The organism is Nonomuraea sp. NPDC048901, assembly GCF_040649695.1.
In the GTDB taxonomy this organism is placed as follows: Bacteria; Actinomycetota; Actinomycetes; order Streptosporangiales; family Streptosporangiaceae; genus Nonomuraea.
The window spans coordinates 642,129-661,248 of the sequence record NZ_JBEZFW010000003.1 but is presented as its reverse complement, the minus strand read 5'-3'; the positions used below and the strand labels follow the sequence as shown (position 1 = coordinate 661,248).

Below are 19,120 nucleotides of genomic sequence, written 5' to 3'. Positions count from 1 at the left end.
CCACGGGAAGGGGATTGCGAAATGATGCGCATAGTCGGAAAGGCCGCGGCAATGCTCAGCGGGGCCGGCCTGTCGCTCGTCCTGTTAGCCTCCGGCGCACACGCCACCGCTCTTCCGCTGCATCGCGTCAAGGCAAGTTGCACGATGAGTGATGGCCAGAAGGCGGACTTCGAGCTGAGATACCGGACGTCCGGCGGGTACCACCGCGTCTCCGACATCATCTACCGATGGAACTCCGAGGTGCCGATCCGCCTGAAGACCGCACACCTTCGCCTGATGGTCGAACGACACGGTAAGGACAAGAAAGTCTTCGGGGATATTCTCCATGAGAAGGACGCCTCCAATGGCGCCTCCTACGACATCATCGTCGACGTCAAGGTCCCGACCAAGAGGAAGCTCTATCTCGTCGTCGACTCCACGTTGGTGAAGAAGGGCAAGTCCATGCGCTGCGCGGGGCACACCGCCAGCATTTGAGGTGCTCCCCGGTGTGAACCGGGGTGAGGCGTCTTCCCACAACTTCACGATCGCTGGATACTTACCGCCCAGACCTCGGCGAACTCCAAGAACCGAGCCAGCGTGCTTAGGACCAGGCCATGACCAGCTGGGTATGACGTTTGCGGAAGATGCGGCCCACGGCAGGCGCAGGCGGAGCGGCCTCGGCGGGGTAGAGGGTGAACGTCGGGATCGGGTGGTCTCGCCAGTGGCGATCCCAGGTCAGGACGTGATCGTGAAGTTGCCGGGCGAGTTCAGCGCCGGTGCGACCATAGCCGCAGACGCCGAACTCCCACCGCTCCGGTGCGGCCTCGTCGCGATCAGGCTCTCGGATCGTGAGATAGGCGAAGCTGTCTCGGGTGATGAGCACGGGGCAGTACCAGCGCATGGCCGGCGCGGGAATGCCGCAGTCGCGGTCGGGATCCCGCCAGAACATGCCGAATCGGTCGTCCACGGTCGCGATCCACAGATGCATCGAGTCGAACGGCTCCCCTTTGCCCGCCGTGACGCCGGTCCACAGCTGGGTGCGATCGGCGGTCAGCGCCTGCTCGAGGCCGGCGATATCGAGCAGGGGGCCGCTCTCCAGCGTCAGCCGCACGGCTCCGTCGGCGAGGACCGGCTCTTGATCAGGCAGCTTTCCGGCGCCTTGGCAGGGAACGAAGCCGCACACCGTCGGGTTCAGCCCGAGGAAGTGGTCACCGTCGCGGATGAAAGTGAAGGACCGGCTGATGGTGGAGAAGCGCAGCGGCACGACCATCCGGCCGCCCAGGGCGAGCAGGCGCCCCCACGGGATGTCCCAGACGCCCACGGTGACGATGATGGCGTCGAAACCACCACTCGGTGTGTGCTCCTCGGCGGCATGCTCGGCATCCCCCAGCACGACCTTCACCTGCGCGTAGCCGGTCTCGGCGAGGAAGCGGGCCGCCCGCTCGGTAACGAAGGGGTCGATGTCGACAGTGACCACCAGTCCGTCGTCGCCGACGATCTCGGCGATGAGGGCGGCGTTGTAGCCACCGGACCCGATTTCCAGGACCTTCGCGCCAGGGCGGAGCTGGGCTGATTCGAGCATGTCGGCTTGGAGCCAGGGCGCGCTGAGTGAGCTCGTCGCCCTGCCGTCGAGTCCGCGCTTGGTGACGACGGTGTCCTGGGCCGAGTACGCCGCGGTGGGCGACGCCTCCGGAGCGAACTTCTCACGCGGCACCTTCGCGAAAGCCGCTTCGACGTGTGGGGAGCGGATCCAGGCGCCTTGCTTGAGCGTGGCGACCATGTCGGCTCGCAGGCCATCGGGGGACTCGGACGGCAGGGTGTCGGTGGTCACCGCAGCGAGGGTAGCTGTGCTGTGCCGCCGTGTCCGAGATTTCGGTTCCCACCTGCCTGCTACTCGTGCCGCCTCCGACTGCCCTGCCGGAGGCGGCGAGGTCGCATCACGCGACGGCGGTCCCCTCAAGTTCGATCATCAGAGTGGGGATCGCCAGCCGTGTCACCCCGAGCATCGTGGTGGACGGTGCCACCCCGGCGGCGCCCAACCGCGACGCCAGCACGCCGTAGTGCTGGAAAAGCAGATCGACGTCGGTGGTGTAGACGTTGAGCCGGACGAGGTTCGCGAGGGACATGCCGGCCTCGCCGAGCACGGCCTCCAGGTTGTCGAGGGTCAGCGCCAACTGCGCCGCCATGTCACCGTCATGCTGGGGTTTGCCCTCGCCGCTCATCGCGGTCTGCCCGGAGCAGTAGAGGGTCCGGGTGTGCCCGGAGACGATCTCCCCCTGGTTGTACCCCATCTCCACCGACCACGCCCACGGGTTGACCGCCGTTCGCTCCATTGTCATATCAGCTCCATTCGATTCGTCGAGATCATGTGCGTCGAGCAGCTCAGTAGCCGCTCGCGCTTGATGAGCCTCCCAACAAATCACGACATCCTGTGTCGTGTATTTCGCTAAAGTTCTTGTATGCGCGCCGACCGGTTGGTCTCGCTGGTGCTGCTGCTGCGCCAGCACGGTCGGCTGTCCGCGGCCGCGCTGGCCCGCGAGCTGGAGGTATCCACCCGCACCGTGCTGCGCGACATCGAGGCGCTGTCCGCGGCCGGTGTCCCGGTCTACGCCGAACGCGGCCGGCACGGCGGTTTCGCGTTGCTGCCCGGTTTCCGTACCGAGCTCACCGGACTGAACCCCGACGAGGCCCTTGCCCTGCTGGTCGCCGGATCGCGGCGCGGCGCGCAGGCATTCGGCCTCGGCTCGGCGCTCGCTTCGGCGATGCTCAAGGTGGTTGACGCGCTGCCCGAAAGCTATCGGGACACCGCGGCCGGCGCGGCCGAGCGCTTGCTCATCGACCCGGAGACCGACCTGCTCTCGCGTCGGCTGGTCGCCGAGGAGGTGCCTGACGCCATAGCGGCCGAGGTCCTGCGCGCGGTGTTCGCCGGACACAAGCTGCGGATCCACTACGCGGCCATGGACCAGACCCCGGAGTGGCGCACGGTGGACCCGATCGGCCTGGTGACCATACGCGACCGGGGCTATTTGCTGGCCACGAGGTCTGGCGCGGACCGTACGTACCGGCTGTCCCGGATCTTGGCCGCCGAGGAACTCGCCGAACCCGCACAGCGACCAGACCGGGTCGACCTGGACCGAGCCTGGCAGGAACGCAGCACCCGGTTTCGGGCCGGGGGCGACCAGGTCACCGTGCTGGTACGGATGAACCCGGCACGGCGGGAGGAACTGCTGGGCACCGCGCTGGCCGTCCGCGCCGAAGAAGCCGACCCAGACGGCTGGCTGCGGCTGGAGGTGACCTTCCAAGACGCGAGACACGCCGAATGGGCGCTGTGGCAGCTCAGCACGAGCGCGGAAGCCCTGGCCCCGCAGTGGTTGCGCACCTCACTGCGCAACCGCGCCACCGCGATCGCCACCCGCTACGAAGTCTCCTCTTGAGAGTTGTCGCCTTCTACGGGCCTGATCACCCGGACAGAGACCGGCGTACGCCTCCGGTTCCGGAAGCGTAGGGGCCTGATCATCCCGCCCGTGCCCGCCGGGGTCGCGCTCAATAGGCTGATCACATGCTTGATGAGGCAACCTTATTCCGGGCCTGTGCGACCGGTCAGGTCCTTCGGGCGCAGGACGGCGAGGAGTTCGTCGTCCAGAGCCGTCTGCTGCGTGAGCTGTGCCGGCGGGGCAGCGCGGACATCGACCCGCGCGGGTTGGCCATCGAGAGGGCGAGGATCGCCGGCGACCTCGACCTGAGCGGCATGCAGGTGCCCTATCCGCTGCGCTTCGTGAACTGCGTGTTCGACCGTCCGCTCGCCCTGGACGGCGCCGAGTTGCACCTGCTGGTGCTGGACGGCTGCACGGTGCCCGGCATTCTCGCCAACGGCCTGCGCGTACGCCGTGACCTGGATCTGTCCAGGTCACGGATCAGCGGCGGCCTGTGGACCTCGGCCAGCACCTCCTGCAGCGCGGCGGTGTGGTTGTGCGAGTCGGAGATCGGCGGCCGCCTGATCTGCTTGGACACCGTTATAGACGCCGACATGCGGGCCGTACAGGCCGACCGGATGCGGGTCGGCGGGACGATCCGGTTGTTGCACGGCTTCGAGGCGCGCGGCGGGATGCGGCTCCTCGGCGTCGAACTGGCGGGCTCGCTCGACCTGACCGGTGCCCGGCTGACCCGGCCTGACCGCGGGCTGGCGTTGGATCTGGGCGACGCCCAGATCGGCGGCAGCGTCTTCCTCATCGACGACCAGACGGGCCGCCGTCCGCTGATCGACGGCCGTCTCACCATGAGCAACGCCAGGGTCGCCGGGAAGTTCCTCATCCGCAATGCCGACTTCGAACCCAGCGAAACGGTCACAGGTGCGGGCTATTCCAGCCAGCGCGACGGCGGGACCGCGATCAGCGCGCCGGGCCTTTTCGTGGGCGGAGATCTCAGCGTCGAAGGCGAGTGCCGGTTCGGCGGCGGCGTGGATCTGTCCATGGGGTCCTTCAGCACCATCCAGATCCGCAAGGGGTGCGAGTTCGCCGTCGGTGGCGGGCGCGCCCTCGACCTGACCAACGCCGAGCTGCGGTCAAGTCTCATCTTCGAAGAGGGCGTGGCGGTCCAGGGCATGCTGAAGCTGACCGGGGCCCATATCAAGGGAGCCCTAACCCTCCGGGGAACCCGGTGGAGCGAGCCAGAGGACGGCTCGCTCATCTCAGCGCAAGGCGTGATCGTCGACAGCGCGGTGGACCTGCGGAACGTGGAGACCACGGGTGGCAGGCTGCTGTTCCGCTCGGCGACGGTCGGCGGCATCGTGGACGCCCACCGCGCCCGGCTGCACAACCCCGAGGGGGAGGCGCTCTCGCTCCAGCGGGTGGTGGTCAGAGGGTCGATACAGCTCACCGGCGGGTTCACCGCCGACGGCCGCGTGTCGCTGAGCCGGTGCGTCGTGGAAGGGCGGCTCGACTGCGCGGACGGCACCTTCACCGACGGGATCGAGGCGGTGTCGGCCACGGTCCGCGGCGGCATGCACCTGCGTTGGAAGGACGTCCCGAAGTCGGTGGACCTGACGGGCGCGGTCACCACCGTGCTCGCCGACGACCCGGCCAGTTGGCCGCGGCGTTCGGCGATCGCCGGATTCGTGTACGACCGGTTCGACGGCCCCTGGGACTGGCGGACGCGTCGCGACTGGCTGCGCGCCATGGTCCCGTTCGACGCGGGACCGTACGAGCAGGCGGCCAGGGTGTTCCGCCAGCACGGCCATCCCGCCGAGGCCGAGCGCCTGCTCATCGAGCAGCGCAAGCGGGCCAGGAAGGAGCAGCCACCAGGTGGCCGCTCACCGGGCCGCCGGCTTCGCGACCTGCGGGATCTTCTGTATGGGGTCACCGTCGGCTACGGCTACCGTCCGGGCCGTACCTTGTGGTTGCTGGGCGCCCTGCTCGCCCTGGTCGGCGTCATGATGCTGACTCCTGCGGTCCAGCAGACGCTGCGCGCCACCGACCCCCGCGGCAACGTGTACGCGGTCGATGGCCGCCTGGTCACCGTGAACGGAACGTCGGCGGCGACGGACGGCACCGCGACACCGGCCCGGCTTGCCGCCCGGCCCGGGCCGTGCGGTGACGGTCAGGTGCGCTGCTTCGACCCGGTGTTCTACACGGTGGACACCGTCATCCCGCTCCTCTCACTGGGCCAGCGCGCCACCTGGTACGCCGAGACGCGCAGCTCAGCGGGCACCCTTACCTCTACGCTTCTGAACCTGGCCAGCATGCTGGGCTGGCTCCTGTCGACGGTCGTCGTCCTGTCCTTCGCCCGGCTGGCCCGACCGGCGTAGCTCCCGCCCCGTAGGCCACCTGGAACGGCCCTTTTCGTGGACCCAAGCCGCGCCGGTTCTATACCGTCACCCGCTCCACTTCTCCGGGCGCTGATAGATGTGCCCGTCTGGACCCGGAACAGTCTCAGGCAGCAGGGAGGCCTGAAGGTGCTTCTCAGGTATCGCAAACGAGAGCACCTGTCCCAAGAAATCGTGCTTCGGACCGACGCGGCCGGGTGGGCAGGCGATCATCACCGGCCGGGCAGGGGCCAGCCGAAGCGATGCCTCGACTGCGGGGCGAAAGTCGGTGTCAGTCGACATGAGCAGCGACATATCACCGTAAGCGGATGCCGCATCCATGGTCATGGCCACTGCCAGTGCCACGTCTGTCAGCTTTTCCTCGTATGTGTGGAACGTCTGCACAGGATGACACACGCACGTCCATCGAGAACCGCAGTCTCTGCACCGAGCGGTCTTCTTGTACCAACTCGACGAGATCAAGCCACAAGTACGCACGCCCGTACTTGCTCTTCAGCCCGTGATACAGGTCGAAGCCGTCGATGTACGCGACCACATTCACCAGCAGACACCTCCAACATTGGCCAGCCTCGCCGATGGTAGCTACGATGGAGGTACACGAAGTTGGTTACGGCCAACTGGGCGGCCCCGCAAGGGGCCGCATTTTTATGTGATGTCCCGAGTCGCCGGGGTGGCCGATGCCAGTCCCGACCCCGCGCTGCTGGAGATCAGTTGATCAGCGCTCCAGGATCACCAAGGGGATCTCTCGCTCGGCCTTGCTCTGGTAATCGTCATAGAGCGGGAAGACCGATGCCATGATCCGCCACAACGACGACCTCTCGGCACCGGTGACAGTACGGGCTCGGGCGGTGAACACGTCCGCGAGCACCTGCACCGTCACCTCCGGATCGGCGACCAGGTTGAGATACCACGCCGGATGGCTGTCCGACCCGCCGTTGGACGCCACCAGCAGGTAACGGTCACCGTCCCGGCCGTAGATCAAGGCCGTGCGGCGCAGTTTGCCGGACTTCCGGCCGCGCGTGCTGAGCAGCAGCGTCGGCCATTCCTGGTACAGATGGCCGTCCCGGCCGTCCGTCTCCACGTATCGGCGGATGTGGTCGGCCACCCAGCCGGTCGGGCTGTCGAGCACTTCTTCGCTGTTTTCTGTCATAGCGGACAGGCTCCTCCCTGAACTGGGGTTTAAGTCAAGCGCCCCGCAACCATCTGGTCGGGCCGGTAGTCCAACCGGGCATGGGAAGCACGTTGCTCGACGGGGACCCGCAGCGCCTCGGCGAATACTGGCTGGCCGCTCGGATCGGGGCGGGCGGGCAGGGCGTCGTCTACGAGGCCTACGATCCGGCGGGGGCCAGGGTCGCGGTCAAGGTGCTTCATGGTGACCCGGCCAACCAGGACGAGCTGCGCGGTCGCATGGCCAAGGAGGCGGCCGCGACGCAGCGGGTGGCCTCGTTCTGTACGGCCAGGGTGCTCGGCGTCCATCTCGACGGGTCCAGGCCGTACATCGTCAGCGAGTACGTCGAAGGCCCGAGCCTGCGGAAGGCCGGGCGGGTGTTCCGGGGCGACGACCTGCACCGGCTGGCCGCGGCGATCGCCACCGCGCTGACCGCCATCCATGACGCGGGCGTCGTACACCGTGATCTCAAACCCGACAACGTGCTGCTCGGCCCCGACGGGCCCCGGGTGATCGACTTCGGGGTGGCCCGCACGCTGGAGATGTCGCTCACCGCCTCGGGTGTGGTGGCGGGCACGCCCAATTACATGGCGCCGGAGGTGTTCTCAGGCCAGCGGGCGGGGGCGGCCGCGGACGTGTTCGCCTGGGGCGCGGTCATCCTGTACGCCGCCACCGGCGAGGACCCGTTCACCGCGGAGGCTCTGGGCGCGGTCATGCACCGCGTACTCTCCCACGAACCCGACCTGTCCGCGCTGCCCGACTCGCTGCGCCACCTGGTGCGCGCGGCGCTGGCCAAGGAACCGGCCGGCCGCCCCACCGCGCGCGAACTGCTGCTCAGCCTGGTGAACGGCGACGGCATCCTCGACACCTCGCGGCTGCTCGCCTTGGGCGCCGGCGACGGCCAGCGGGTCGGGATCACCGCCGACGGCGAGCCGGTCGGGGCCGCCGCCGATGACCCCGCGCTCGGCGTCATCGCCGAGGACGCCTACGCCGCGCTCTCCCCCGCCGACAAGGAGCTGGTCCCCGAGCTGTTCCTGCGGCTGGTCACGGTGACGGCCAAGGACGAGCTGGCGCTGCGCGAACTACGCAGGTCCGAGCTCCCCGACGACATCGAGCGGGTGCTGGAGGCGTTCACGTACCTGGTCTCGAAAGGGGATCCGGTACGGCTGCTGCGTCCGGCCCTCCCTCTGGCCTGGCCCCGGCTGCGCACCTGGATCGCCACGAACCGGGACGGTCTGGTCATGCATCGCCAGATCTGGACGGCCGCCGAACGCTGGCAGGAGCACGGACGCCGGGACGCCGACCTGTTCCACGGCAGCTCGCTGGACGACGCGTTGCGCTGGGCCGCGGCCGAGCGCCGGAACATCACTCTCACCCCCAGCGAGCGGGACTTCCTCTCGGCGGCCGCCGCGCTCACCAGGCGACGGTCCCGCAGGACCAGGCTCCTGTCCATCGGCCTGGCCGTACTCCTGGTGCTGGCCCTGGTGGCGGGCGGTCTGGCCGTACGGCAGAGCGTCATGCTCGCCGAGCAGCGCGACTCGGCCGAGTCCGCGCGGCTGGCCGGAGTGGCCGACACCGTGAGAGGCGCGAACCCTGTGCTGGGCATGCTGCTCAGCGCCACGGCCGCGCGCCTGTCCCCCACGGCCGAGGCCCGGTCGAGCCTGTTCGCCTCGGTCGCCGACCAGGGCCGCGCCGCCTTTCGCGACCCGGACACCGGCCCCGACGTGCTACGCGCCCTCAGCTCCGACGGCCGGTCACTGATCAGCGTCAGCTCTGACGAGGTCAAGGTGTGGGACGTGTCGTCCGGCAAACGGACAGGCGGCTTCGCCGGGCTCGGCGCCACCAGCAGGCCCCTGCGCGAGGCCGCGGTCAGCGAGGACGGGCGGCTGCTGGCCGTCGGCGACAGCAAGAGCGTCAGGCTTTGGGACCTGGCCAGCGGCAAGCGCACGGGCCCGCGGGTGCTCGCCTCCGAGATGGGCGACCTGGAGCTCAGCTTCAGCGGCGGCCTCCTCATCATCGACTGGGGGCAGGGGAAGACCGTCTACAACCCGCGTACCGGAAAGACGACCATGCTGCCCGCGTTCGCCAGGGCCGCGATCCACCCGGGCGGCGACTACGCGGTGGCCGGCGGCCAGCGCTGGGCACTCCCGTCAGGCAAGGAACAGCCCGGATTTCCCGGCATCTGCTCCGACTGTCTCCCCTTCTCGGCGTTCAGCCGCGACGGACGGCTACTCGCCGTCGGCGGCAACAACGGCCTCACCGTCTTCGACACCCATTCTCGCAAGGAGATCACCTCGATCTCCGACTGGGAGAGCATGGCGGTGCCGGTGTTCAGCCCGGACGGCAAGGTGCTCGCGGGGATCGGCTCGACGATCAGGCTCTACCGGCTGAACGCCGACGAGCCGCTGATGCTCGAACGCGCCATAGTGGACCCGGTGTCCGCGGTCGCCTTCGGTTCGACCGGGCTGCGCTACCTGAGCGAGGACACGGTCGTCACGCTCCAGCCGTACTTCGCCGGGGAAGAGACCCTGGACGAGGTACAGTTCAGCGCCGACGGCAAGCTCCTCGCCGCCCACGCGCTGGACTCCACCAAGATCACGCTGAACGGTAGGGACTTCGAGGCAGGGGCATTCCAGAGCTACGACGCCGACCTCTCCTTCAGCCGGGACGGCGGGCGGCTGGCGATCAAACGCAGCGACGACGTCACCGTCTGGGACACCGCCACCCGGCGCGAGCTGGCGAAGGTCCCGGCCGCCACCGGTTCGGACGGCGTATTGCTGGCCCCGGCCGGGCTCTGGACGCCCGATGAGAAGACCTTCACGCTCTGGCAGGTCCCCGGCGGCCGGCGCCTCAAGCAGGTGGCCAGACCACGCCTGCTCGGCTGGACGGTCGCCCCCGACGGACGTCTCATCGGCCTGGACGCGAGCCTGCTGCGCCTGGTCGACCTGGAGTCCGGGCGGGCGTTCGGACCGAGGCTCCTGTTCTCCGGCACGGCGGAGGATGTCTGGTTCAGCGCCGATCTGAAGCTGGTCGCGGCGAACTTCGCCGGCAAGGTGGGCATCTGGGACACGAGCACGGGCGCGCAGGTCGGCGATTGGCTGCGGGCAGGCCAGGCATCGTGGACCGCGGCGTTCTCCGCCGACGACCGGCTGCTCGCCTTCGCGTCCCAGGAAAAGTCGCTGACCGTCTGGGACGTGCGGCTGGGCCGGCGGATCGGGCCCGAGATCCAGCTTCCGGACGACGCGCGATCGATCGCCTTCTCCGCCGACTCCGCCGAACTGCTGGCCATGGGCAGGGCGGGCCGTCTGACCCGGCTGCCCATGGCAATGGAACCTCTGATGAAGGCGGTGTGCGCACGGGCCGGACGAGCGCTGACCGAGGCCGAATGGACCAGGTACCTGCCCGAGCAGCCGTTTAGAAAGGTGTGCTAGAAGTCGAATTCGCCGTTTCGCCAGCCTTTGCCGAAGGCGGCCCAGACTGAGCCGCTGACGACCCACGGCTCCAGGTCGGGACGCTCGGTGTCCCGCATCGCGACCCGCCCACCGCTCAGCGGAGCGACCTCTATGCAGTTTCCGCCGTTGTCACCGGAGAATGAGGATTTGCGCCAGGCCGCCGTCCTCAGTTCTTCGTTCAGCTCCATGCTGTCACCAGTCTCTCTTTGATCACCTTGAGCGACACATGCTGGGGAAGCGCCTCCGCGCATATCGCGTCGTATCTAACACTCAGCGCGGCGACCTCGTCGGGAGCGTCCCGCACTTGGCCTTGTCCAGCCGACTCAAGATAGGCAGCCTCCGGCATTCCGTTGACTTTCGCCAGCATGAACCCACCGAGGAGACCAGTGGTGGACAGGGCGGAGTAGGGAAGCACTTGAATGGTGATTCGCGTGCTTTCAGCCAATACGATGAGGTGTTCGAGCTGGAGGCGAGTCACCGTCTCGCCTCCAACTGGACGGTACAGGATTCCTTCATCCAGAACAGCCCAAAACATAGGCGGTTTCGAGCGCGCGAGGATGGCTTGCCGCTCCATTCGAGCTGCAAGAGCCTCTTCTACCTGTTCGGGGGTTGTACCTGGCTTGCCGGTGAAAATGGCGCGCGCGTAATCGGTGGTCTGAAGCAGTCCGGGGACGATGAGTGGCTCCCAGGTCCGCAAGGCCGTGGCGCTCTGCTCGATCTCCAGCCACGGCCGGAACCATTTGGGGCTTCGTTCCCGGCTTATGCTCGGCCAGCGGGCGAGAAGTTCACCGGACAGGCCCAGCGCCTCCTCGCAACGCTCGGTGAAGTCCTTGCTCGGGTTTCTGGCGGCCCGCTCCACGCTACCGACGAGGCTCGGACTGAACCCGACCCGGTTCGCGAGTTGATCGATGGTCAACCCTTTGTCGATGCGGAATTTCCGCAGCTCGTATCCGAACCAAGCCAGCGGCCCAGCGTCCGGGTCCAATTCACTAACGCTCACCAAGCACCTCCGCCGTTCTGTCACCACGAAACCACACAGGACCACACACACAACATGTGCCAAATCTGTGCGGTGATTGTCCCGCCGATCCCTCACTTAACGTAGCCGTTCGCTGGCACCGTGAGAGGTGACTTTCGAGAGACATCCGCGTTAATTGAGGCTGGCTCATACGCCAGAAAAGCGATCTTGTGTGCAGGCGACAAACGTAGCAACAGGACAAAATCGGGGATTTCATGCTCATGCGAACAGAGGCGGTAACCCTCATCGGAGCGACCAGGCTACGCCGTGGCGACAAGGCTCCGAAGCAGGCCCGGGCGGCCATGACGTGATGGCTCACGACCGGCCATGCCGTGCTGCTTGACGCGCAGCAGGTCGTCAGCGAACTGGTCACGAACGCCTGCACTCACGTGGAGGGCGGCGCGCACCGCGAATGGGTCATGGTAATCGCCAGTCGCGGCCCCGGCTTTCTTCGCATTGAGGTCACCGATCCGGGCGCGTTCGCGTCCGAACCGCACATTCCCCAATGCCCCTCTCCGGAGATCGAGTCAGGGCGAGGCATTCACATTGTGCGGGAACTGTCCGACGGAAACTGGGGGACGTTCGTGAATTCTGCGGGCCACCGCGTGGTGTGGGCCGACCTGAGGTGCTAGTCCCGTGAGGGGAGGCCGGGCCGGAATTCGGACCGTGGGTGGATGGCGGCGGCGGCGCGTTCTTGAACACTGGGCCAGGCCAAATCCCCGAAGGAAGGTCTGTCCGTGTTCGAACGGCTCTCCGATCGCGCCGCGTCGATCGTTTTCATCGTCCTGGCGCTCACGATCTCGCTGGGCACCGCCAACATCGCCGATGGGCTCGTGCTCGCCTTATCACCCTTGCTCGTCGTGCTGGCGATGCTGCTCGTCGTCACGCGAGAGGGATACTCCGGAGACGGTTGGCGCCGGCTCGGCATGGGGCGGCTCGGCCTGCGGACCTGGCCGCTCACAGTCGCCACCACCGCCGGTGTCTGCCTGCTCGCCACCGCGGGCGCCGTCGCGCTCGGCTTCGGCCGATTCACCGCACCGCACGGCGAATGGGTGCAGTCGGTGATCGCCGTGTCCATCACCGGGCCGATCCTGGCGTTCGCCGAAGAGATCGGATGGCGGGGCTACCTGCAGCCACGGCTCGCGTATCTCGGCGAGCGCTCGGCGATGTTCGTCGTCGGGCTTGTCTGGATCGCCTGGCATCTGCCGTACATCCTGTTCACGCCGTATTACCACACCGACGGGAACCGCGGCCTGGTGCTCTTGCTGTTCAGTGGCTCGGTGATCGCGTTCTCGTTCCTCTTCGGGTACCTGCGCGTCATGTCCGGCAGCCTGTGGCCGGTGGTGCTGGCGCACTTCGCGCACAACGCCACCTTTGCCCTGTTGCTGGAGCACGTGGTCTCGACCGAGCAGCCCGTGGTGGTACGCGAATACCTGGCCGGTGACACCGGGCTGTTCGTACTCGTCGGCACAGCGGCCTGCGCCCTCGCGATCGGGATCAGTCGGCCCGCCGCGAGTCGCCGGTCAGCCCATGCGTCTGCACGAGGATGACCGCCTGCACACGATCGCGTAGTTCGAGCTTGCGCAGTACGGAGCCGAGATGCGTCTTGACCGTCGACTCCGCCACCTGCAGCCGCGCGGCGATCTCCGCGTTGGTGAGTCCCAGGCCGACCGAGGCGAGGATCTCGCGTTCGCGGGAGGTGAGCCGCCCCAGCCTGGACGCGGCAGTGGGCGGCCGCTCGGCGGACGCGGTGCTGGGCAGGCGCTCGGCGGACACGGTGGCGGGCAGGCGCTCGGCGGACGCGGTGCCGGGCGGGTGCTCGGCGGATGTGGTCGCCGGCGGCGCGAGGACGAACGAGTCGATCAAGCGACGTACGAGCCTCGGCGCGACCGGCGCCTCCCCGGCGGCGGCCGCCCGGATCGCCGTCAGCAGTTCGGCCGCCCCCGCGTCCTTGAGCAGGAAGCCGGCCGCTCCTGCTCGAAGAGCCGCGACGAGCAGCTCGTCGTCGTCGAAGGTCGTCAGCATGACGACCCGTGGCGGGTCGGGCGTGGCCAGCAGCCGCCGGGCGGTTTCCACGCCGTCGATGCCCGGCATGCGAATGTCCATCAAGACGACGTCCGCACGGTGCTCGGTCCGCCGCAGGGCGTCGAGGGCCGTCTGCCCGTCGGCGGCCGATCCGACGACCCGCAGGTCCGGGGTGGCGTCGAGGATCATCGCGAACCCGGTACGTACCAGCTCCTGATCGTCCACCAGGAAGACGCGGATGAGACGATCGGGACTCATCACGACCCTTCCGCGCGACCCGCGGGCGACAGAACGGCTACGGGGATCGCGGCAGCGACCACGAATCCGCCGTCACGGCGTGGGCCTGCCTCCAGCACTCCACCCAGGGCGCGCAACCGCTCCCGCATTCCGTCGAGGCCATAGCCGGAACGTTCGGACGCGTGGCCCGCGATCGTGTCGGCAGGTTCGGAACCGTGGTCCGCGATCGTGTCGGCACGACGGGCACCGACACCTACACCGTCGTCCTCTACTCGAACCATGATCCCTTCCTGCGTCCTCGCGACGATCACGTGCGCTGTGGCGTGCGGGCCGGCGTGCTTCAACACGTTCGTCAGAGACTCCCGGACGACCCGAAGTACGGCAAACCGTATCGCGGTGGGCACATCGTCGAACACGGCCGGCTCGGCGTCGATGTCCACAGCGAGTCCCGCCGCCCGTACCGAGTCCACGAGCTGCCCCAACTCGGCCCCACTCAGCTCGCCCGCCCCGTCACCGTCGAGGTCGGGGTCGGCGTCGCGGAGTACCTCGATGACGCCACGCACCTCGGTAAGGGCCGACCGCGCGGTACGACCGATCGTCGCGAAGGCTCTTCCCACGTCCGCGCGATCCCAGGGCCGCGCGTGCTCGGCGGCGTACTCGGCACCGTCAGCCTGCACGATCACGACGGTGAGGGAGTGGGCAAGGATGTCGTGAATCTCCCGTGCCGCGACAACACGTTTCCGCTGCGCGACGTACCGCTCCCGCTGCAACCGGCTCTCCTCAAGCCGGGCACTGGCCTCACGCAGCGCGCGCATGTTGGCCTGACGACCGCGGACGAGATTGCCGATGACCCAGATCAGCACAAATAGGATCCCCAAGAACAGGGCGTTCTTGAGCACGTTCGTCAGGTATTCAGGCGGGACGCTCCAACGGAAGCCGGCGAGCACGCTGCCGACGAGCGCGGCACCGAGGGCGAGCAGGCGGATCGGCAGGGACGCGACGTGCGCGGCGACGGTATAGACGACGATCGCCTGCGCGACGTTGGCCGGCAACGGAATCGGCACCACCGCGAGCTGAACGGCGAAGGCCGCGGCCGACCAGGCGAGGACCGCGGTCGGAAAGCGCCGCCGTACGGCGAGAGGGAGGATGGCCGCGGTGCCGACGAGAAAGGCGGGCAGCCCCACGAGAGCACTCGAAGGGCCGAGAACCAGCCACATCAAGCCGGCCAGTGTCAGATCCAGCATCCTGGGGTGCTCGCGTGACCACTGGTCGATGCGGGCAGCGAGGAAAGTCCGCTGTTTCAAGGATCCCTCGACCTTCCGTGACCATTCAGCCGAAACGGAGTCCCAGGATAGAGCGGACGATCCTCTCCAATTGCTCGGCTAACGACGCGGCGGCCATGGGGGCTAGTACCTGACGCAGTCCTGCGTGGCCAGAACCAGGCTCATGCCGGACACCTTGTTGTCCGACACGTAGAACATGTAGAACGCCTTCTTGTTGCCCGGCACGGTGGCGGTCGGATACCCACCCGGGCCACGCCGCAGACCGGGGTAGGCGGCCTTCAGTTGCGCGTTGCTGGAGCCAAGTCCGATGCCCTGCGGTGTCTTCAAGCCAGGCGGCGCGACGATCATGGAGACACCGCGCTTCTTGGAGACGTACACCCCCACCCGGTACTCGCCGTACGGGTTCTCCTTGAGGTCCCAGCCCGTGCATCTGGCGGAGTCGCCGACCGCTTTGTGGACGATCCGCCCGGTCGCCCTGGCCTTGGAGGCGGTCATGCCGAGCTTCAGGTTGCCGTACCCGTACGGCCCCAGCGTCGCCTTCCGCGCGGCGAGCGCCGGGGACGCGACGCCAGCGGTCGCGACGCCTCCCGCCAGCGCCACCACCAGCATGGAACGGCCGATCCGCCGGGCGATCGTCTGCTTCACCAGGTTCCTCCTTGATCTTTGACTTGATCACCTTAGTGAGAGTTCGGATCGCTTGTTGACTATTTGCCGGATTACGAACAGGCGCACCGCCGCCGCCGTGGGGCTGGTCTCGGCCCATTGAGCGGCATCGGGCCCGTGACCGGTGAACGGCCACGGGCTGCCGATCAGTTCACCAGCACGATCTTTCCGCGGGCGTGGCGGCTTTCGCTCAGTTCGTGCGCGGCCGCGGCCTCGGCGAGCGGGAACGCCGCCGCGACCGGCACCCGCAGCCGACCCTCAGCGGCGAGCGTGACCGCGATCGCGAGGCCATGCACCGCCTGCGGGTCGGCGGGGGCTCCCACGGCCGTACCCGTCTCCTCGGCCGGCGCTCCGTGCGACATGTGTACGCCGTGGGCCGCCGCGGTGAAGTCGGCGATCGTCACCACACGCGCCGTGTCACCGGCGATGGCGATGAGGTCGGGCAGCGCCCCTCCGGCGCAGTCGAACACCGCGTCCACCCCGGCCGGCGCCAGCGCGCGGACCCGTGCGACGAGCCCCGGCCCGTACGTCGTCGGCTCCGCGCCGAGAGAACGCAGGAAGTCGTGGTTGTGCTCGCTCGCCGTACCGATGACGGTGGCGCCGCGGGCGACCGCGAGCTGGACGGCGACAGTGCCCACCGCACCGGCCGCGCCCTGTACGAGCACGGTGTGCCCGGCACCGACCGCGAGCCGGTCGAGGACCCGGGTGGCCGTCTCGACACTGCCCGCGGCGCCGCCCGCTTCCTCCCAGCTCCACGCGGCCGGTTTGGGCGCCCAGGCGGCCAGGACCGCGAAGTCGGCATTGACGCCGCGCGCGAGCGTGTCGGCCATGCCGAACACCTCATCGCCGACGCTCACGCCCGTGACGCCGTCGCCGACCTCGTCGACCACGCCCGCGGCGTCGAAACCGGTCCGATACGGGAACGTCGTCGGCACCATGTCACGCAGCGCCCCGGAGCGGATGTACGTCTCCCCGGGCGAGACACCGGAGGCCCGTACGGCGATGCGGATCTCGTCCGGTCCTGCGTGCGGCGCCGCCACCTCGGCGACGTGCACAACACTGGGCGGGCCGTACTCAGTGAATTGGATTGCTCTCATGCGCCGAACGTAACGGAGCACCCTCTCCGTTTAGCTAAAGTGAGAGCGATGACGGCCCAAGTGATAACGAAGCTCCGCTCTGACGCCCGCGACAACCGCGAGCGCATCCTCGCGGTCGCTCGCGCGGCCTTCGCCGCCGAGGGCCTCGACGTGCCGATCCGGGAGATCGCCCGGCGCGCCGAGGTCGGTGTCGCGACCGTCTACCGGCACTTCCAGACCAAGGAAGCGCTGATGGCCGAGGCCTTCGCCGAGCAGATGGCTTCTTGCTCGGCGATCGTGGAGGAGGGCATGGCGGCGGGCGACCCGTGGCGCGGATTCAGCCTGGTGATCGAGAGGCTCATGGAGGTACACGCCCTCGACCGGGGCTTCGCCCGCGCATTCACCTCGCAACTCCCCCAATCGGCCGACTTCGCCGCGGAGCACGCTCGCACGCTGCGTCGACTGCTCGAACTGGTACGGCGCGCGAAGGAAGCAGGCCCTTTGCGGAAGGATTTCGTGCTGGAGGACATCAGCCTGGCGCTGATGGCGAACGACGGCATCCGCGCCGAGTCACCCGAGATGAGAGTGGCGGCGTCGCGCCGCTTCGCGGCCCTGATGATCCAGTCGTTCCAGGCCAACCCGGCCCCGACGCCACTTCCACCGCCCGTCCGGCTGCCCCTCTCCAGGTGAGAGTACCTGCCGGGAGATGTCAGGTATGGCTGACAGCCTGAGCCGTGCAGTCCCCCACCACCACTCTGGCGGCAGGGCGCAACCGGAGGAGCAGGCAAGATGAGCGAGATCGAAAGGACGCTGCTGGAAATCGAGCAGCGGATGCTGAACGCTGACGCGGCCTACGACGAGAAGTTCTTCGAGGAGTATTGCGCCGACGATTTCATAGCCTTGGGTAGTTATGGCGTTGTATCCAGGCAGCAGGTGCTCCAGATGTACACCAAAGGGAGCGGAAATCCGGACCGGCGCAGCCAGCCAAACGATGCCACCGTCAAGTTGCTCGGCGGCTCCGGCGCCATTGTCGCCTACACACTGACCAGCACCACCGGCGAAGAGACGACCTCGTGGCACGCGACGGCCGCATATCGCCACACCCCCGAAGGCCGGCGGGTCGTCCTCATCCATCAGACACCGATGTAATCGATGGCGGGCGCACGCGAAGAATTGGCTACGCTCTCTGCGCGAGTACGCTGAAGCGCGATTCCCGGAGTTGACCGCCCATGAATCCAGTAATGATCGCCTCCCCGCGCGTCAACCTCCGCGAATTCACCCCGGCCGACGTGGATGCCCTTCTGGCCATCTACGGCGACCCGATGGTCGTGGAGCACATGTCCTTCGAGCCACGCACCCGCGAGCAGGTCCGGGCAACGATCGACAACTTGATGACGTTGGCTCAAGCGGAACCACGGCTCGAATACTCCCTGGCCGGGACCGAGCCGGGCGGGGAGCTGGTGGCCTTCGCGCGACTGGCGATCGACGTCGGCCATCCACTGCAGAACAGTGGTCAGATCGGCTTCGCACTTCGGGCTGACCGGTGGGGGCAGGGCCTAGGCGCCGCGGTGGTAGCGCTCCTGCTGCGGCTGGCCTTCGACGAGCTCGGCCTGTATCGAGTCTGGGGCGCGCGTAGCCCGGCGAATGAACCCTCGGCCCGGGTGATGAGCAAGCTCCGCATGGTCGAGGAAGGCCGCATCCGCGGGCATATTCGCGTCCGGGACGGATGGCGAGACTCGATCGTGCATTCCATTCTGGCTCCAGAATGGACCAGCAGATTGGGGTGACTCGCGCAGACCCGAGGCACCCGAAAGCAAGCCCGGGCGGCGCGAATGGGGTGGCGGTGTCTGATTGCTTGGGCTACATCCTGCTCTTTAAACGGCCGCGCGTTTCACGGTGACTCAGGCGATTCCTTGTCGGCAGTGGGCAGTTGGCCGGCGACGTGTTCACGGAGCTGTTTGAGGATGGTCAGCAGGGCGCCCCGGTCGGCTTCGCTGAGGATGGCGAAGGTGCGTTCGGCGTGCGTGTCGTGCAGGGCCTTGATCTCGCCGAGGTGTTCGCGGCCCTTGGTGGTGATCTCCAGACGGATGGACCTGCGGTCGGCCGGATCCGTACGCCGTCGCAGCAATCCTTCGTCTTCCAGGCCGTCCACCAGGGACGTGATCGATCGGCCCGTGACGCCGAGTCGGTCCTTGAGGTCGCCCATCCGCGGCGAGCCCGCTTCGTCGACGGCGAGCATCAGCAGAACCCGGGAGGTGGACCAGCCACGTTGCTGGTAGGGCTGCCCGGCGAACCGCCGCAGCGCATGTGTGGTGCGCATCAGCGCCTCGGCCAGCTCGGCTCCCGATGGTGGCTGTTCGCGCCCGGGAGGTTCCGACGTTTTCTCGGTTGACACACC

General features: G+C 68.0%; 20 protein-coding genes. 9 read left to right on the top strand and 11 right to left on the bottom strand.

The annotated features are described in order from the left end of the window. The first annotated feature begins 21 nt into the window (after positions 1–21). Positions 22–474, top strand: a complete 453-nt coding sequence (locus AB0C30_RS12555; protein ID WP_357942611.1) for a hypothetical protein — start codon at positions 22–24, stop codon at positions 472–474. 106 nt (positions 475–580) lie between these two features. On the opposite strand, the gene fxlM is transcribed toward AB0C30_RS12555, so the two are convergent. Then, positions 581–1,810 carry a methyltransferase, FxLD system gene (gene fxlM, locus AB0C30_RS12550; RefSeq protein ID WP_357942609.1) on the bottom strand — a complete coding sequence of 410 codons (1,230 nt, stop codon included), beginning with the start codon at positions 1,808–1,810 and terminating at the stop codon, positions 581–583. 106 nt (positions 1,811–1,916) lie between these two features. Further along, positions 1,917–2,312 (bottom strand): RidA family protein, encoded by a 396-nt coding sequence (locus tag AB0C30_RS12545; RefSeq protein WP_357943104.1) that lies wholly within the window; start codon positions 2,310–2,312, stop codon positions 1,917–1,919. A 126-nt stretch (positions 2,313–2,438) separates the two neighbouring features. On the opposite strand from AB0C30_RS12545, the gene AB0C30_RS12540 reads away from it, so the two are divergent. Beyond that, positions 2,439–3,413 carry a WYL domain-containing protein gene (locus AB0C30_RS12540; protein WP_357942607.1) on the top strand — a complete coding sequence of 325 codons (975 nt, stop codon included), beginning with the start codon at positions 2,439–2,441 and terminating at the stop codon, positions 3,411–3,413. A 125-nt stretch (positions 3,414–3,538) separates the two neighbouring features. Next, positions 3,539–5,782, top strand: a complete 2,244-nt coding sequence (locus AB0C30_RS12535) for a hypothetical protein (RefSeq protein WP_357942605.1) — start codon at positions 3,539–3,541, stop codon at positions 5,780–5,782. Between the two features lie 66 nt (positions 5,783–5,848). Here the strand turns inward: AB0C30_RS12535 and AB0C30_RS12530 are convergent, their stop codons facing one another. Both AB0C30_RS12530 and AB0C30_RS12525 read right to left on the bottom strand, forming a co-directional pair. Next, entirely contained in the window at positions 5,849–6,184 is a 336-nt protein-coding gene (locus AB0C30_RS12530; protein WP_357942603.1) for a hypothetical protein, read from the bottom strand. Between the two features lie 331 nt (positions 6,185–6,515). Beyond that, positions 6,516–6,950 carry a nitroreductase family deazaflavin-dependent oxidoreductase gene (locus AB0C30_RS12525; RefSeq protein WP_357942601.1) on the bottom strand — a complete coding sequence of 145 codons (435 nt, stop codon included), beginning with the start codon at positions 6,948–6,950 and terminating at the stop codon, positions 6,516–6,518. 80 nt (positions 6,951–7,030) lie between these two features. Here AB0C30_RS12525 and AB0C30_RS12520 point away from each other — a divergent pair, with 80 nt between their 5' ends. Beyond that, complete coding sequence (locus AB0C30_RS12520; protein ID WP_357942599.1) at positions 7,031–10,399, top strand: WD40 repeat domain-containing serine/threonine protein kinase; 3,369 nt, start codon at positions 7,031–7,033, stop codon at positions 10,397–10,399. Here AB0C30_RS12520 and AB0C30_RS12515 read toward each other — a convergent pair. Both AB0C30_RS12515 and AB0C30_RS12510 read right to left on the bottom strand, forming a co-directional pair. After that, positions 10,396–10,608: a DUF397 domain-containing protein gene (locus AB0C30_RS12515; protein ID WP_357942597.1), complete on the bottom strand. Its 213-nt coding sequence runs from the start codon at positions 10,606–10,608 to the stop codon at positions 10,396–10,398. The genes AB0C30_RS12520 and AB0C30_RS12515 overlap by 4 nt on opposite strands. Further along, positions 10,599–11,420, bottom strand: coding sequence for a helix-turn-helix transcriptional regulator (locus tag AB0C30_RS12510; RefSeq protein ID WP_357942595.1), 822 nt, complete (start codon positions 11,418–11,420; stop codon positions 10,599–10,601). Before AB0C30_RS12510 ends, AB0C30_RS12515 begins: the two co-directional genes overlap by 10 nt. A 350-nt stretch (positions 11,421–11,770) precedes the next feature. Here AB0C30_RS12510 and AB0C30_RS12505 point away from each other — a divergent pair, with 350 nt between their 5' ends. Next, positions 11,771–12,070, top strand: a complete 300-nt coding sequence (locus tag AB0C30_RS12505) for an ATP-binding protein (protein ID WP_357942593.1) — start codon at positions 11,771–11,773, stop codon at positions 12,068–12,070. A 105-nt stretch (positions 12,071–12,175) separates the two neighbouring features. Beyond that, positions 12,176–12,988, top strand: a complete 813-nt coding sequence (locus AB0C30_RS12500; protein ID WP_357942591.1) for a CPBP family intramembrane glutamic endopeptidase — start codon at positions 12,176–12,178, stop codon at positions 12,986–12,988. Here AB0C30_RS12500 and AB0C30_RS12495 read toward each other — a convergent pair. The 4 genes from AB0C30_RS12495 to AB0C30_RS12480 form a co-directional block, all read right to left on the bottom strand. Further along, on the bottom strand, positions 12,936–13,721 hold the full coding sequence (locus AB0C30_RS12495) for a response regulator transcription factor (RefSeq protein ID WP_357942589.1): 786 nt from the start codon (positions 13,719–13,721) through the stop codon (positions 12,936–12,938). The two genes, AB0C30_RS12500 and AB0C30_RS12495, sit on opposite strands and share 53 nt — an antisense overlap. Then, the gene (locus AB0C30_RS12490; protein ID WP_357942587.1) at positions 13,721–15,004 is read right to left on the bottom strand and encodes a histidine kinase; all 1,284 of its coding nucleotides are present in this window, start codon (positions 15,002–15,004) and stop codon (positions 13,721–13,723) included. The genes AB0C30_RS12495 and AB0C30_RS12490 overlap by 1 nt, the downstream gene beginning before the upstream one ends. Positions 15,005–15,106: 102 nt before the next feature. Continuing rightward, a complete protein-coding gene (locus AB0C30_RS12485) occupies positions 15,107–15,628 on the bottom strand; it encodes a hypothetical protein (RefSeq protein WP_357942585.1) in 522 nt (173 codons plus the stop codon). Positions 15,629–15,792: 164 nt separating this feature from the next. Then, positions 15,793–16,743 (bottom strand): NADP-dependent oxidoreductase, encoded by a 951-nt coding sequence (locus tag AB0C30_RS12480; protein WP_357942583.1) that lies wholly within the window; start codon positions 16,741–16,743, stop codon positions 15,793–15,795. 48 nt (positions 16,744–16,791) lie between these two features. Between AB0C30_RS12480 and AB0C30_RS12475 the strand changes: the two genes are divergently transcribed. From AB0C30_RS12475 to AB0C30_RS12465, 3 genes are all read left to right on the top strand, one after another. Beyond that, the gene (locus tag AB0C30_RS12475; protein WP_357942581.1) at positions 16,792–17,412 is read left to right on the top strand and encodes a helix-turn-helix domain-containing protein; all 621 of its coding nucleotides are present in this window, start codon (positions 16,792–16,794) and stop codon (positions 17,410–17,412) included. 99 nt (positions 17,413–17,511) lie between these two features. Further along, positions 17,512–17,871: a nuclear transport factor 2 family protein gene (locus AB0C30_RS12470; RefSeq protein WP_357942579.1), complete on the top strand. Its 360-nt coding sequence runs from the start codon at positions 17,512–17,514 to the stop codon at positions 17,869–17,871. 92 nt (positions 17,872–17,963) lie between these two features. Then, a complete protein-coding gene (locus AB0C30_RS12465; protein ID WP_357942577.1) occupies positions 17,964–18,509 on the top strand; it encodes a GNAT family protein in 546 nt (181 codons plus the stop codon). A gap of 104 nt (positions 18,510–18,613) precedes the next feature. Here AB0C30_RS12465 and AB0C30_RS12460 read toward each other — a convergent pair whose 3' ends face one another. Beyond that, positions 18,614–19,117, bottom strand: coding sequence for a MarR family transcriptional regulator (locus AB0C30_RS12460; protein WP_357942575.1), 504 nt, complete (start codon positions 19,115–19,117; stop codon positions 18,614–18,616). Positions 19,118–19,120: the final 3 nt, after the last annotated feature.